Annotated in this window: 14 protein-coding genes; 5 read left to right on the forward strand and 9 right to left on the reverse strand. The window is 74.6% G+C overall.

What is annotated here, in order from left to right; translation table 11 throughout:
* Nucleotides 1–183 (forward strand): DUF6104 family protein, encoded by a 183-nt coding sequence (locus ACQPYX_RS23350; RefSeq protein WP_230755378.1) that lies wholly within the window; start codon nt 1–3, stop codon nt 181–183.
* Nucleotides 184–252: 69 nt separating this feature from the next.
* On the opposite strand, the gene ACQPYX_RS23355 is transcribed toward ACQPYX_RS23350, so the two are convergent.
* The 6 genes from ACQPYX_RS23355 to ACQPYX_RS23380 form a co-directional block, all read right to left on the reverse strand.
* Nucleotides 253–1,185, reverse strand: coding sequence for an ABC transporter substrate-binding protein (locus ACQPYX_RS23355; protein WP_433799654.1), 933 nt, complete (start codon nt 1,183–1,185; stop codon nt 253–255).
* A complete protein-coding gene (locus ACQPYX_RS23360) occupies nt 1,185–1,901 on the reverse strand; it encodes an ABC transporter permease (protein ID WP_433799655.1) in 717 nt (238 codons plus the stop codon). The genes ACQPYX_RS23355 and ACQPYX_RS23360 overlap by 1 nt, the downstream gene beginning before the upstream one ends.
* A 1-nt stretch (nt 1,902) precedes the next feature.
* The gene (locus ACQPYX_RS23365) at nt 1,903–2,550 is read right to left on the reverse strand and encodes an ABC transporter permease (RefSeq protein WP_433799656.1); all 648 of its coding nucleotides are present in this window, start codon (nt 2,548–2,550) and stop codon (nt 1,903–1,905) included.
* The gene (locus tag ACQPYX_RS23370) at nt 2,547–3,578 is read right to left on the reverse strand and encodes an ABC transporter ATP-binding protein (RefSeq protein ID WP_230755373.1); all 1,032 of its coding nucleotides are present in this window, start codon (nt 3,576–3,578) and stop codon (nt 2,547–2,549) included. Before ACQPYX_RS23370 ends, ACQPYX_RS23365 begins: the two co-directional genes overlap by 4 nt.
* A gap of 95 nt (nt 3,579–3,673) precedes the next feature.
* The gene (locus tag ACQPYX_RS23375; RefSeq protein ID WP_433799657.1) at nt 3,674–6,607 is read right to left on the reverse strand and encodes an EAL domain-containing protein; all 2,934 of its coding nucleotides are present in this window, start codon (nt 6,605–6,607) and stop codon (nt 3,674–3,676) included.
* 432 nt (nt 6,608–7,039) lie between these two features.
* Nucleotides 7,040–8,206: an NAD(P)-dependent malic enzyme gene (locus ACQPYX_RS23380; protein WP_230755654.1), complete on the reverse strand. Its 1,167-nt coding sequence runs from the start codon at nt 8,204–8,206 to the stop codon at nt 7,040–7,042.
* A 401-nt stretch (nt 8,207–8,607) separates the two neighbouring features.
* On the opposite strand from ACQPYX_RS23380, the gene ACQPYX_RS23385 reads away from it, so the two are divergent.
* On the forward strand, nt 8,608–9,225 hold the full coding sequence (locus ACQPYX_RS23385; RefSeq protein ID WP_230755368.1) for a dTDP-4-dehydrorhamnose 3,5-epimerase family protein: 618 nt from the start codon (nt 8,608–8,610) through the stop codon (nt 9,223–9,225).
* A gap of 206 nt (nt 9,226–9,431) precedes the next feature.
* Here the strand turns inward: ACQPYX_RS23385 and ACQPYX_RS23390 are convergent, their stop codons facing one another.
* Both ACQPYX_RS23390 and ACQPYX_RS23395 read right to left on the reverse strand, forming a co-directional pair.
* A complete protein-coding gene (locus tag ACQPYX_RS23390) occupies nt 9,432–11,060 on the reverse strand; it encodes a lytic transglycosylase domain-containing protein (protein ID WP_433799658.1) in 1,629 nt (542 codons plus the stop codon).
* A 106-nt stretch (nt 11,061–11,166) separates the two neighbouring features.
* Nucleotides 11,167–11,511, reverse strand: coding sequence for a S26 family signal peptidase (locus ACQPYX_RS23395; protein WP_230755364.1), 345 nt, complete (start codon nt 11,509–11,511; stop codon nt 11,167–11,169).
* Between the two features lie 113 nt (nt 11,512–11,624).
* On the opposite strand from ACQPYX_RS23395, the gene sodN reads away from it, so the two are divergent.
* Complete coding sequence (gene sodN, locus ACQPYX_RS23400) at nt 11,625–12,032, forward strand: superoxide dismutase, Ni (RefSeq protein WP_255694456.1); 408 nt, start codon at nt 11,625–11,627, stop codon at nt 12,030–12,032.
* Between the two features lie 65 nt (nt 12,033–12,097).
* Complete coding sequence (locus ACQPYX_RS23405; RefSeq protein ID WP_230755362.1) at nt 12,098–12,736, forward strand: acid phosphatase; 639 nt, start codon at nt 12,098–12,100, stop codon at nt 12,734–12,736.
* A 43-nt stretch (nt 12,737–12,779) separates the two neighbouring features.
* On the opposite strand, the gene ACQPYX_RS23410 is transcribed toward ACQPYX_RS23405, so the two are convergent.
* Entirely contained in the window at nt 12,780–13,136 is a 357-nt protein-coding gene (locus tag ACQPYX_RS23410; protein ID WP_230755356.1) for a hypothetical protein, read from the reverse strand.
* A gap of 87 nt (nt 13,137–13,223) precedes the next feature.
* Here ACQPYX_RS23410 and ACQPYX_RS23415 point away from each other — a divergent pair, with 87 nt between their 5' ends.
* Nucleotides 13,224–14,144 (forward strand): diacylglycerol/lipid kinase family protein, encoded by a 921-nt coding sequence (locus ACQPYX_RS23415; RefSeq protein ID WP_230755354.1) that lies wholly within the window; start codon nt 13,224–13,226, stop codon nt 14,142–14,144.
* The last annotated feature ends 190 nt before the right edge of the window (nt 14,145–14,334 follow it).

Consider the following 14,334-nt stretch of genomic DNA (forward strand, 5'->3'; position numbering starts at 1 on the left):
GTGTACTTCACCGACCGCGGCATCGAGGAGCTCGAGGACCGGCGGGGCGAGGAGGAGGTCAGCCTGGCGTGGCTGGCCGACCGCCTCCGCGCCTTCGTCGACGCCCACCCCGAGCACGCCGGGGCCGCCGACCGCTTCGCGGTGTTCCTGGCGCGCGACGACTCCGACGACGAGCCCGAATGAACGAACGGCACTCTCGCAGCATCTATGTGCGCGAGAGTGCCGTTCGTTCGTGCGGGAGGGGTGCCCCGGTCAGCCGATCCCGGCCGACGACAGCCAGTCCCGGGCCACCTGGGCGGGGTCCGGCTTGTCCGGCGCGTCCAGACGCTTGTTCAGGTCCGTCAGCGTCGCGGTGTCCATCTTCTGCGAGATCAGGTTGAGCACGTCGGCCACCGCCGGGTTACCGAGCTTCGACGCGTTGACCAGCGGCACGACCTGCTGCGCGGCGAAGTTCGACTTCGGGTCCTGCAGGATCACGAAGTCGTTGTTCGGGATCGACGGGTCCGTGGTGAACAGGTCCGCGGCCTGGATCGACCCGTCCCGCAGCGCGGCGACGGTGAGCGGACCACCGGCGTCGAGCGAGCGGAACTCCTTGAACGTGCACCCGTAGGACTTCTGGATGCCGGGGATCCCGTAGGGCCGCGTCTGGAACTCGGGCGGTCCGCCGAAGACGATGTTCCCGCACAGCGGGCCGATCTGGTCCAGCGAGGTGAGGTTGTTCTGCGTGGCGAACGCGCGGGTGACCACCACCGCGTCCTTGTCCTCGGCCGGGCTGGCCTGCAGGACCTTCAGCGACGGCGGCAGCTTCGCCACCACCTGCTGGTACACGTCGGCCGGTGCCGTGGCCGTGGCCTGCCCGTCGAGGTACTGCAGCAGGTTGCCGGTGTACTCCGGCACGAGGTCGATCGACCCGTCGCGCAGGCCCGGGAAGTAGGTCTCACGGCTGCCGATGCCGAACTGCCGCTCGACCTTGACGCCGCGGATCGACAGCGCGGTCGCGTAGATCTCGGCGAGCAGCCGGTTCTCGGTGAAGTTCGCCGAGCCGACCCGGATGGTGTCGGTCGCGGCGGGGGCCTGCGGTTGGGAGGCCAGCGGGTCGCCCCCACCGCCCCCGCACGCGGCGACGAGCAGCGCGAGGGCGGCCAGGAACGAGGCGCCCAGGGCGCGGGTCGGTCTCACGAGCATCAGCCTCCAGCAGTGACGGTGTCGGGCTTCCCGACGGCGGGTGTGGCGGGGTCGGACGCGGGACGGGCGCGGGTGCCGGGCGTGACCGCCCGCTGCACGCCCTGCAGCGCGACCTCGAGCACGATCGCGAGCAGGGCGACGAGGATCGCGCCGCCGGCCATCTGCGTGAAGTCGCGCTGGGCCTGGCCGTCGACGATGTAGCGGCCGAGGCCGCCGAGCGACACGAACGCCGCGATCGTGGCCGTGGCGACGACCTGCAGGGTCGCGGTCCGCAGCCCGGCGACCATGAGCGGCAGCGCGTTGGGCAGTTCGACGCCGAACAGGATCTGCCGTTCGGTCATCCCCATGCCCCGCGCGGCGTCGACGGCGGCCGGGTCGACCCCGGAGATGCCGGCGTAGGTGCCGGCGAGCAGCGGCGGGATGGCGAGCAGCATCAGCGCCAGGACCACGGGGGTGAGGCCCAGCCCGAGGAGCAGCACGAACAGCACGAGGACGCCGAGCTCGGGCAGCGCGCGCAGGCCGTTCGCGAGGCCGACCACCAGCAGGCGTCCCCGGCCGGTGTGGCCGATGTAGAGCCCGACCGGGATGGCGATGACGGCGCCGACCAGCACGGAGAGGGCGGTGTACCCGAGGTGCTGGAGCAGGCGGGTGGGGATGCCGGCCGCCGCCGACCACTGCGCAGGGGCGCCGAACCAGGCGATGAGACTCGACAGCACGTCAGACCCCCTGCTTCTTCGGCGCGCGCGCCGCGGCCCACGGGGCGAGGAGACGACCGAGCAGCATCAGCAGCGCGTCGACCACCAGCGCGAGGACCAGGATCGAGACGAGCCCGAACACGATCTGGGCCGTGTAGAACCGCTCGAACCCCTGGGTGAACAGCGCCCCGAGCGCGCCCTGGCCGATGATCGCGCCGACGGCGACGAGGCTGAACGAGCTCACCGCCGCGACCCGCACGCCCGCGATCAGCACCGGCACCGCCAGCGGCAGCTGCACGCCGACCAGGAGGCCGAGCGGCCGGTAGCCCATGGCCACACCCGCCGTCAGGACCTCCGAGGGCACCTCGTCCAGGCCGTCGACGACGCTGCGGACCAGCAGCGCGACGGCGTAGACGCTCAGGGCGACGACCACGTTGACCGGGTCGAGGATCCGGGTGCCGAGCACGATCGGCATGACGACGAACAGCGCGAGCGACGGGATCGTGTAGAGCACGCCGGTCAGCGGCAGCAGGATGCGTCGTGCGCCGCGCGAGCGCCACGCCCACCAGCCCAGCGGCAGGCTGATGACGAGGCCCAGCAGCACCGGCACCAGCGCGAGGACGATGTGCTCGGCCGCCAGCGGGAGGATGTCCGCGCCGAACAGCCTCACCGGGCCGGCTCCGCCGACGCGTGCAGCAGGGTGATCACGGCCTCGGGCTCGATGCCGCCGATCACCTTGCCGTCCTCGTCGACGGCCACCCCGCGGCCCGAGGGGGAGCTGAGCGCGGCGTCGAGCGCGCTGCGCAACGACTCGCCCTCCTCGTGGACCGTGCCGAGGGCCACGTGGTCGTCGCCCTGCCGCCAGCCCGTGGGCCGTCCGTCGTCGTCGACGACGAGCAGCCAGCCGTCGCCCGTCGTCGGGAAGGAACTCAGGGCCAGCGAGCCCGCCCCGACGAACTGGAGCCGCCGGTAGCCGCGGTCGCGGCCGACGAAGCCGGCGACGAAGTCGTCGACCGGCGCCGCGAGCAGGTCCGCGGGCGGCGCGAACTGCGCGAGCGTGCCGCCGACGCGCAGCACGGCGACCATGTCGCCGAGGCGGATGGCCTCGTCGATGTCGTGGGTGACGAACAGGATCGTGCGGCCGAGCTCGGACTGCAGGCGCAGCAGCTCGTCCTGCAGGTCCGCGCGCACGACGGGGTCGACCGCGGAGAACGGCTCGTCCATGAGCAGCACGGGGGCGTCGCCGGCGAGCGCGCGGGCGACGCCGACGCGCTGCTGCTGACCACCCGAGAGCTGCGCGGGGTAGCGGCTGCCGACGCGCGGGTCGAGACCCACCCGTTCGAGCAGCTCCCCGGCCGCCGAACGGGCCTCGGCGCGGCTGCGTCCGAGCAGGACGGGCACCGTCGCGACGTTGTCCAGCACCGTGCGGTGCGGGAACAGCCCGGCGTTCTGGATGACGTAGCCGATGCCGCGCCGCAGCGTCGGGGGATCCTGGGTGGACACGTCGACGCCGTCCAGCCGGATCGTTCCCGACGACGGGTCCACCATGCGGTTGACCATCCGGAGCGTGGTCGTCTTCCCACACCCCGAGGGGCCGACCAGCACCGTGATCTCACCCTCGCGGGCGGTCAGCGAGAGGGACTGGAGTGCGACCGTGCCGTCGGGATAGGCCTTGCGCACGTCGGAGAACTCGATCACCGCAGTGGTTCCTCCGCGGCCAGGGCGGCGCCTGGTCGGCCGCCTGGGTCGCAGAACCGTAACCGAACGACCCGCGACCCGCGCGCGAAACGCCCTTAGGAGGCGTCCGCCACGTCCGGCGCGATCGGCCCACGAGCGAGGATCTCGGCGAGTTTCGGGCCGGGCATGGCCCGGGCGAACAGCCAGCCCTGGTAGGCGTCCACACCCAGGTCGCGCAGCACGGCGAACTGGTCGGCGTCCTCGACGCCCTCGGCGACGCAGGTCTGGCCGATGGCGGCGGCGAGCTCGACGACCGCGCGGGCCACCGCCCGGTCCGACTCGCCGGTGGCGACGCCGCGGACGAAGCCGCGGTCGAGCTTGACGATCTGCGCGGGCAGGCCGGTGAGCCGGGAGAGCGACGAGTAGCCGGTGCCGAAGTCGTCCACCGCGAACCGCACGCCCGCCGCGATCAGCTCGTTCATCTCGCGCAGCGTCGAGGGCGGCAGGTCGGCCAGGCAGGTCTCCACCAGCTCCAGCACGAGCCGGTCCCAGGGCAGCCCGGACTCCGCGACGGCCTCGTCGACCGTGGCGAGGAAGTCGGGGTCGCCGGGCAGCAGGCCCGCGAGGTTCACCGCGACCGACGCGGCCGGGCGGTCACCGTAGGCCGGCCAGGTGGCGGCCTCGCGCACGGCGGTCCGGAGCACCCAGCGGTCGAGCTCGCCCAGCAGGTCCGCGGCCTCGGCGATCGGCAGGAACTTGTCCGGGAAGATCAGTCCGTGCTCGGGGTGCTGCCAGCGCACCAGCGCCTCGGCGGTCTGCACACAGCCGTCGGGCCCGACCACAGGCTGGAAGTGCAGCACCAGCTCGTCGTTCACCAGCGCCTGGCGCAGCTGCATCTCCAGGCGCAGCGCCTCGTCCGCGCCCCGCATGATCGCCTCGTCGGCCAGCGCGACCCGGGTGCTGCCGCTCTTGGCCTCGAACAGCGCGGCGTCGGCGAAGCGGATGAGGTCGGCGGTGGCGGGGTGCTCCGGCGCCTCGGTGTCCTCGGCGTCGGCGCGGGCCGCGGCGAGGACGCCGGCGACGGGGTCGGCGAACGGGTCGACCTCGAGGCCGTCGACCGTGGCGACGAGGCCGAGGGCGGCCCCGACGGCGGCGCCGATGGTCGCCGAGACGCGGACCAGCTGGCCGTGCACCGGCACCGCCGTGCGCAGCAGCTTTCCGACGAGGTCGGTGAGGGCGTCGAGCCCGCCGTGCGCGTCGACGTCGGCGCAGAGGACCACGAACTCGTCGCCGGAGTGGCGGGTCGCGGTGCAGCCGGGCGGCAGGCCGTCGCGCAGGCGGTCGGCGAGCCAGACGAGCAGCTCGTCGCCGGCGTCGTGACCGAGGGAGTCGTTGACCCGCTTGAAGTTGTCCAGGTCGCAGAACAGGACGGCGGTGCGGCGGGCGGTCGGGCCCGCGAGCAGGTGCGACACGGCCCGCGTCAGGGCCCGACGGTTGGGCAGCCCGGTGAGCTCGTCGTGCATCGCCTGGTGGCGCAGGGAGGCCTCGACGCGGCGGTTCTCGGTGACGTCGGTGAAGACGACGAGGTGGGTGGCGCCGCCCGCGTCGTCGACCGAGACCGACACGTGCAGCTCGCACCACACCGGGTCGGTGAACTCGCCGCGGGCACCCCGCTCGCGTCGGCGCAGCGCCCGTGCCGCGCAGGACCAGCTGATCGAGCCGGCGGAGCCCGCCGGCCGCGCGAGCAGCGGCGTCGGCATCGCGACGGTGTCGGGGCCCTGCTCGGCGGCGAGGTCGAGCAGCTCGTCGGCGCGGCGGCCGCGCAGCGACTCCTGGCCCTCGCCGAGCAGCCGGCACAGCGACTGGTTGGCCTGCACGAGGCGCTCGTGGTCGTCGAAGATCGCGACGCCGACCGGCGCGACGGCCAGCAGGTCGGTGAACCGGCGACTCGAGGTGCGCATCCGCGTCTCGAGGGCGCGGCGCTCCGTGACGTCCTCCACCGAGCCCGCCACCACCGTGCGGTGGCCGACCGCGGTGCGCTCCGCCCGGACGTGCAGCAGCCGCGACGGGTCGTGGGCCGGGCGGACCTCGAGGTCGAGCCGCGCGCCGGTCTCGACCATCGCCGTCCAGCGGGCGGTGACCTGCGGGCGGTCCATCGGGTGGACGCACTCGGCGACGGTCGCGCGGCCGACCGTCCCGCGGGCGGGGAGCCCGAACAGGGTGCGGGCGACCGAGGAGAAGGACCAGGCGTCGACCGTGCGGTCGTTCTCCCAGGAGCCGACCTGGGCGAGCCGCGTGAGGCCCTCGAGGCGGCGGCGCTCGTCGGCGACGGCGGAGTGCACGGCGCGGCGCACCACCTCGTCCTCGTCGAGGTCGCTGACGTCGACGACGACCAGCGCGCGGTGCGGGGTCCCCGGCAGGCGGTTCCAGCGCACGAGGCGCACCGGCACCGTCGTCCCGCCGCGTCGCCGGACCTCGCCGCGCTCGCTGGAGCCGCTCGCGGTGGCGACGACCCAGGTGTCGACCGACGTCCCGGCCATCTCCCCCACCGACGCGCCGACGAGACGGGCGAACTCCCGGGAGGCGGTGACCACGAGGCCGTCGGCGTCGACGACGACGACGGGCCCCTCCGGGAGCAGCTCCAGCAGCGGGTCGGTGCCCTCGGGCGCGGCGACCGGGGCCGCGGCGACCGTGGCGGCCTCGACCGGGCTGACCTCCGGGGCGGTCGTCGTGGCGGCCCGGTGCGCGGGCCGGCGCCGGGCCGACGCGTCCTCGCGCGGGCGGGGGCTCGGACGGCCCGACGAGGCGTCGGTGCGGGCGGGACGACCGCGCGGGACGGTCGGGAGCGTGTCCGCCTCGCACCGGCCCGGGGCGTCGTCCTCCGGGGCCCGGTCCTCGGCCGGGCGGTACGACGACCGCGCGGCCTGCTCGGGGGCGAGGTCGCTGCGCGGGGTGTCGGCGTGGACCGGGACGGAGATCGGCTCGCCGACGGCCGCGGGCACGTCGGACGCGTCGGCGTCCGCCACCCGGACGACGGCGAGTCGCGGCATCCGCCTGGCTCCGTTCACGCGATCGACCCCTTCACCGGCGGTGCACCCCCCGACCCGAGTGGGTCGGTCGGACCGCCTTCTGATCTCCGCAACGAAGGACACCCCGTCGAGGTCCGGGCACATCACCCCGTCGGGTGCACCCGGGCGCCGACCGTCCGCTCTCACGCGGTCGCCTGCATCAAGTCCAACGGGTATGTCTCAACTCGGACGGTGAACGGTCCGAGGACGGCCGGTGGAGGCGACGAACGGCACAGATCCGATCGCGTGTCGTTCGCCCCGCCATCCATTCACTCAGACGCGTGCCCGCTCTCACGAAGCGTGCGAACTCCGGAGCGTCAGCGGTCGTCGGCGAGGGGTGATCGGTACCCACTGCCCGATCGGTTCACACCCGATCACCCGGATGTTCGTGCCGCTCGTCGACGGTGATCCCGGTCACCCGTCGCTCGCGACCTCGGCCACGTGCGTCCGGACCACCCCGTCCCGCCCCGCCGCCTCGGCCACGGCCTTCGCCACGGCGGGCGCCACCCGGGGGTCGAGGGCACTCGGGACGATGTGGTCGACGCCGAGCTCCTCCTGCGCGATGGTGAAGATGGCGTCGGCCGCGGCGAGCTTCATGTGCTCGGTGATCCGGCGGGCCGACGCGTCCAGGGCGCCCGCGAACACGCCGGGGAAGGCCAGCACGTTGTTGATCTGGTTCGGGTAGTCGCTGCGCCCCGTCGCGACCACGGACGCGTGCTTCCGGGCCACGGCCGGGTCGATCTCGGGGTCCGGGTTCGACAGGGCGAACACGATGGCGTCGTCGGCCATCGTCTCGATGACGGCCTCGGGCACCGTGGAGCCGGACAGGCCGAGGAAGACGTCCGCGTCCGCGAGCGCCGTCGTGAGGTCGCCCCGCAGGCCGCGCGGGTTCGTCTGCTCGGCCAGCGCGTACTTGGCGACGTTCATGTTCTCGCGGCCGGTGTGGATGACCCCGCGGGAGTCGAGCACCGTGACGTCCTCCACGCCGGCCTCGAGCAGGATCTTGGCGCACGCCACGCCGGAGGCCCCCGCGCCGCTCACGACGACCTTGAGCGGCTCGAGGTCCCGCCCCAGGGCCGCGGCGGCCCCGCGCAGGGCGGCGAGCACCACGATGGCCGTGCCGTGCTGGTCGTCGTGCATGACCGGGCAGTCCAGCGCCTCGATCAGCCGGCGCTCGATCTCGAAGCACCGCGGGGCGGCGATGTCCTCGAGGTTGACCGCCCCGAAACTCGGCCGCAGGTGCACCAGGGTCTGGACGATCTCGTCCACGTCGGTGGTGTCGAGCACCAGCGGGATCGAGTCGAGGTCGGCGAACGCCTTGAACAGCGCCGACTTGCCCTCCATCACGGGCAGCGACGCGCGCGGGCCGATGTCGCCGAGGCCGAGCACGGCGGTGCCGTCACTGACCACGGCGACGAGCCGGTGGGTCCAGGTGTAGCGGGCGGTGAGGGCGGCGTCGTCGGCGATGGCGCGGCTGACCTTCGCGACGCCGGGCGTGTAGGCGATGGAGAGGTCGCGACGGCCGGCGAGCGCCACCGTCGGCGCGATCGAGAGCTTCCCGCCCTCGTGCGGGCCGAAGATGTCGGCCTCGGTGAGGTCGCGGCCGCTCGGGTCGCTGGCCGTGGCGGACCCGGTGTCGGCCGCCGGGACGGAACTCGTGCTGCTCACGCGGTCCTCCTACGTGTCGTGGTCGCGGTGGTGGGACCCGTGCCCCGCGGCGGAGCCGGTCGGTGACGACGGGTGAGGCTGGTGACGACGGGTGCGCCCTCGGCCGCGGACGGTCGGGTCCGCAGGGGGCGGTGGTCGCCGCCGGGCGCCGGGGAGGGGTGTCCCACGACGGGCGGAGCGGGCAGGGGTGACCCGGAGGTGGTCGATCCTCGCGTGCGCGGGGCGCGGTGTCTGCGCCCCGACGGGGTCGGACCGGTCACAGGCGCGCCGTGCTCCCGGTGCTCCCGACCCCGCGGCCGATAGGGTCCGGCGCCGTGGAGGCCCAGGAACTCGCGGTGCCCGGTGCGTGGGTGTTCACCCCGCCGGTCTTCCCCGACGCGCGCGGCGCGTTCGCAGCGCCCTTCCAGGCGGAGGTGTTCGCCGGGACGGTCGGGCACCCGCTGCATGTGGCGCAGGCCAACACGAGCGTATCCCGCCGCGGGGTCCTGCGGGGGCTGCACTACGCGGACGTGCCGCCCGGTCAGGCGAAGTACGTGCAGTGCTCGTCCGGGGCGCTGCTCGACGTGGTGGTCGACATCCGGGTCGGCTCCCCCACCTTCGGGCGCTGGGACGCGGTGCGGCTCGACGGCGAGACGTTGAACGCGGTCTACCTGTCCGAGGGCCTCGGCCATGCGTTCCTCGCGCTCGTCGACGGCACCGTCGCCACCTACCTCTGCTCCACGGCCTACAACCCGGGCGCGGAGCACGGCGTGAACCCGCTCGACCCCGCCCTCGAGCTGCCCTGGACAGAGCATGTACCCGCTGGGGACCTGATCCTCTCGGACAAGGACGCCGCGGCACCGTCGCTCGAGGAGGCCCGGGCGGCGGGGGCCCTTCCCGACGACGAGGCGTGCCGCGCCCGCGTGGCTGCGCTGGTGGCCGGGGCGTCCTGAGGCGCCGCAGGATCGGGACCTGCGGAGCGACGTGCGCGCTGAGCGAGCACTTCGCTCCGCGCGACGAGATCGTGCAGCCGGCTGCGCGGCCGCCGGTCGGTGCCGCCGGGACTCGTCCCTGACCACGATCGAGACCTGCGGAGCGACGTGCGCGCTCAGCGAGCACATCGCTCCGCGCGATGAGATCTTGCGGCCGGCTGCGCGGGTCAGGCCCAGGCGGGGGCCAGCTTCGCCAGGGCAGCGGTAGCGGCGGGCCGCGGGGTGTCCGCGGTCGTCGGCACCGTCAGCACGACCCGTCCCCCGGCGACGCTGCGCGTGACGCCTGCCCCGGCCACCGGGGCCGGCGCATCGGCCGTGGTCGCCGCGACCGCCACGACGAGTGGCTTGCCGGCGCGCGTCACCGTGCAGGTCAGCTGACCCGTCTTCGGCCCCGGGCTCGTCGCCGCCTTCAGCTCCGCGGCCGGCACACCGAACGCCTTCGCGACGGCGGGCAGCGAGGCCGTGCAGCGCTCGGCCGCGCTGGGGGTGGCCTTCGGCGGCGTGGTGGTCGTCGACGCGGGCGGCGTGGTCGACGGGGTGGTGGACGCCGGCGGGGTGCTGCTCGACGAGGCCGGCGGGGTGGGCTTCGACGGTGTGCCGCTCGAGGTGCCGGTCGACGAGGTGGGCCGCGGCGAGGAGCCGGCCGACGACGAGGGCGCGGCGGGCACGGGCGCCGCGGCAGGCAGAGCGGGCGCAGCGGGCAGGGCAGCCGAGTCGGGCGTCGCGGCTGGGAGCGCCGCCGCCGGCGAGCCGGGCGCGGCCGCAGCGGAGGACGACGGCCCGACCGGGGTGCCGTCCAGCAGACCCGGCGCGGCCGACGGCCCCGGAGCAGACGGAGCAGCCGGAGCAGCCGGAGCAGGGCTGCCGCCGAGCAACCCGGCGTCGGCGGGAGCCGCGCCCGCACCCGTCGTCGGGAAGGCGGCGAGGGTCGGCGAACCCGAGGCGAGGGTGGCGTCGGGGATGCCACCCTCGGTGTCGGGCACCGGCAGGGCACCGGAGGCGTACGCGTCGGCCCACCGCAGGACGGTGGCGACGTAGGACTCGGAGTGGTTGTAACGGAAGACCGCGTCGTGCCGCCCGGAGGCCGTGGCGAGGTCGGTGCCGCCCGCGCACAGGTAACGGCCCGTGGCCAGGGCGGCGTCGAAGGCGTTGTCGGGGTCGGCCGTGCCGTCGCCGTTGCCGTCCGCGCCGTAGGTGCGCCAGCTGGTGGGGATGAACTGGGTGGGGCCGACGGCGCGGTCCCAGACCGTGTCGTGGTCGAGCGCGCCGCCGTCGGAGTCGGTGATCGCGGCGTTGCCGTTCGTGCCGTCCAGCTGCGGGCCGAGGATCGGGCTCGTCGTGGTGCCGTCGGAGGACAGCGAGCCGCCGTAGGCGTGGCTCGACTCGACCTTGCCGATGCCGGCGACCAGGGCCCAGGAGAGGTGGCAGTCGGGGGCGGCGGCGCCCATCGAGGCCTCGGCGCCGCGGTAGGCGGCGAGCATCGTCTCGGGGACCCCGGAGCCGGAGCCGGAGCCGGGCAGCGGCGCACCCGGCAGCAGCGGCTCCCCCGGGAGCTCCGCCGGCGCGGGCGGGAGGCCGGCGTCGGGGACCCGGCCGGTGGCCCCGACCTCGCTGGTGTCGACGGGCGGGAGCGGGAGCGCGGCGCTGATCGTGCGTGGTCCGGCCGCGCCGAGCACCCCGAGCAGGAGGACGACGCCGACGGCCCACGTCAGCATCACCCGCGGCCGCGGACCCCCGGACGCCGACGTGGACACCATCCACGCCGTGCCGATCCACGGCCCCCGCTCGTCACCCACGCGCCGCTCCCGTCCCCCCGGATGTCCGTCACAGGGACTGTCGCCGGGCGACACGCTGACGCTAACGGGTCGGACCGGATATCCCCCGATCGTGACCCGGTCGAGATCACCGGCGCGGCAGCCGCCCGGGGTGCGGCCAGAGCCGGTGGGTCACGACGGCGAGCGCCTCGGCCGGTCCGAGGGTGCGGGAGTCCGTCGACGCGAGCGCCGCGTCGCCGAGGGCGAACCAGCGCCCGTCGTCGTCGGGAAGGGCGAGGCGCTTGACCGAGAGCTGCCCGGGCCGCGCGGGCCAACGCACGAGGGCCACGTCGCCCGGCCGGGACCGGCGTGCGGGCAGGGCGAGGACGACGTCGCCGTCGTGCAGCGTCGGCGCCATCGAGCCGCCGCGGACGAGGACCCGCCGCGGTACCCCGGCGACGAGCGCGGAAAACGCCGTCCGCAGACGCCTCACCAGCGCGAACACACGTCTCCCATCCCCTGCTCACCGGCCGCGGTCGGAGTAGGTTGGGCCGCGGTCGGAACGATCACCGTGAATCCCCCTGGTGAGGGGAGATGGGAGGCGACATGGGACTGCTCGCGAGCATCCTCCGTCCGCGCCTGGAGGCCACCGCGCACTGCGACCTCCCCTGCGGCGTGTACGACCCGGCTCAGGCCCGGATCGAGGCCGAGTCGGTCAAGGCGATCCAGGAGAAGTACCAGGGCTCCGACGACCCGGAGTTCAAGGAGCGTGCCATCCAGATCAAGGAGGAGCGCTCCGACCTGGTGAAGCACCACCTCTGGGTGCTGTGGACGGACTACTTCAAGCCGCCGCACTTCGAGAAGTACCCGCAGCTCCACGAGCTGTTCAACAAGGCCACCAAGGCGGCCGGCGCCACCGGGACCAAGGGCTCCACGGACCCGAAGACCGGTGACGAGCTGCTCGGCTACATCGGCGAGATCTCGGACATCTTCTGGGAGACCAAGAAGGGCTGAGACCCACGAGTCGGCGCGCCCGTCCCCGTCGGGGCGGGCGCGTCGTCGTGTTCAGGGAGGTCGTGATGGGCGAGAGCCCGGTCGGACGGCTGTATCTCCTGCGTCACGGGGAGACGGAGTGGTCGCGCTCCGGTCAGCACACGGGTCGCACCGACCTCCCGCTCACCGCCCGCGGCGAGGAACAGGCGCGCATCGCCGGCGACCTGCTGCGCACACTGCGCGGTGACGCCCAGCCCGGGCCGGTGGTCTGGTCCAGCCCCCGCACGCGCGCCCGCGACACGGCGTCCCTCGCCGGACTCACCGTCGACGAGGTGCGCGAGGACCTGGTCGAGTGGGACTACGGCGACTACGAGGGCCGCACCACTCCGGACATCCGCACCGAGGACCCGGGCTGGACCATCTGGACCCACCCGGTGCCGCACGGGGAGACCGACGCCGCGATCGCCGAGCGCATCGACCGCGTCATCGCCGACGCCGACCGCGAGCTCGCCGAGCGCGACGTCATCCTCGTCGGGCACGGCCACGCCTCCCGGGTGCTCGTCGCCCGCTACCTGGGGCTGCCGCCCTCGGCCGGGGTGGGCTTCGCGTTCGACCCGGCGTCGGTGACGGTGCTCGGCCACGAACGCGGCGAGCACCGCATCGACCTGCTCAACGTGCCCGGCGGGCTGGCCGAGCCCCCTCCCCCGCCGGCCGACCGCCACTGAGCCGTCCTCGACGCCGTTCCCGACGACGAGCCTGCCGCCGCTCCTACTGCTCCGCCCAGTCCCGTCCGGCCCGGGTGAGCACGCCTGCCAGCACGCCGACGCACACGATCGCGAGGGGGACGCCGAGGTCCGGGCGGTCGGAGGTCACGCCCGCGTAGAAGGCCACGCCGAGCCCGATCAGCTGCGCGACGACCACGGGACCGCGCGCGCCGCGGTGGCCGCGGGCGAGCGCCACGCCCGCCGCGCCGATCCCGAGGCCGAGCAGGAGCACGAACGCCCACACCTGCGGCGTGCCCTGCACCACGAGGAGCAGGGCTCCGGTGACGAACAGCGCTGCCCCCTGCGCCGCACAGACCAGTGCGGCCACCACGACGGAGCGGGGCGGCGAGGTTGACAGCACGTACTCCAGCGTAGGCGTCGCGGGCGTGCGCGTTCCGTGCCCCACGCCCGGCCCAACCACGCACCGTGCGGGGCTACGGTGAGTGCCGTGCGCGCCCTGCTCGTGGCCAATCCCTCGGCCACCACCACCACGGCAGCGGGTCGCGACGTCATCGCCCACGCCCTCGCGAGCGAGCTCAAGCTCGAGGTGGTGGCCACCCGGTACCGCGGGCACGCGGCGGAGCTGGCCTCCCGCGCGAAGGACGAGGGCGTCGACCTGGTCGTGGTGCTCGGTGGCGACGGCACGGTGAACGAGGCCCTCAACGGGCTGCTCGTCGACGGGCCGCACCCCCGGGTCCCGGCACTCGGTGTGGTGCCCGGCGGGTCGGCCAACGTGTTCGCCCGCGCCCTCGGCGCCCCCCGCGACCCGCTGGAGGCCACGCACCAGCTCCTCGGCGCGCTCGCGGCGGGTCGCAGCCGCACGGTGGGGCTCGGGAAGGCCGACGAGCGCTGGTTCAGCTTCAACGCGGGCCTCGGCTGGGACGCCGACGTCATCGCCGCCATGGAGCGGGCGCGCGGCGACGGCCGGGAGGTCACCCCGACCCGCTACGTGAACACCGCCATCCGCCGCTGGGCCCGGGCCCGCGCGAACCCGCCGTCGCTGACGATCGAGATCCCCGGCGAGGACCCGGTCGAGGGCGCGAAGATGGCCGTCGTCTCGAACACCGACCCGTGGACCTACCTCGGCGGCAACGCGGTGCGCACCAACCCGGGCTGCTCGTTCGACGGCGGGCTGGGGTTCTTCGCGATGTGCAACCTCGGGTTGCCGACCATCGCGCGCACCGTCCGGCAGATCCTGCGGCCCGAGGGTTTCCGGGGCCTCTCCTCGGTGGTCCGGCGCGACGACGTGTCCGCCCTGCGGATCACCTCGGAGGAGCCGGTGAACCTCCAGGTCGACGGCGACCACCTGGGCCGGCGCAGCGACGTCGAGTTCGCGGCGGTGCCGGACGCCCTGCGCGTCATCGTCTGAGCGGCGTCCAGCAGTCGTGAGCCGCGTCACGCGGGCTCCGGCGGGCGTGGACCATAAGCCGACGAACGGTGGCTTGATCCGGCCTTCGGGGGACCTCACGGCCCCTGGACGAGGCTGCAGGGATGCTGGTGCGGAGCATACCGACCGCTCGTCGTCGCCCGACGCTCGGGTCGACGCCTCGTCGTGTCGC

This window comes from Actinomycetospora sp. CA-084318, from assembly GCF_050955885.1.
Lineage (GTDB): Bacteria > Actinomycetota > Actinomycetes > Mycobacteriales > Pseudonocardiaceae > Actinomycetospora.

Coding starts and splice junctions, on each gene's coding strand:
- ACQPYX_RS23405 (WP_230755362.1), top strand. CDS start 12,098: ATGGGCGAGAGCCCGGTCGGACGGCTGTATCTCCTGCGTCACGGGGAG.
- ACQPYX_RS23355 (WP_433799654.1), bottom strand. CDS start 1,185: ATGCTCGTGAGACCGACCCGCGCCCTGGGCGCCTCGTTCCTGGCCGCC.
- sodN (WP_255694456.1), top strand. CDS start 11,625: ATGGGACTGCTCGCGAGCATCCTCCGTCCGCGCCTGGAGGCCACCGCG.
- ACQPYX_RS23375 (WP_433799657.1), bottom strand. CDS start 6,607: ATGCCGCGACTCGCCGTCGTCCGGGTGGCGGACGCCGACGCGTCCGAC.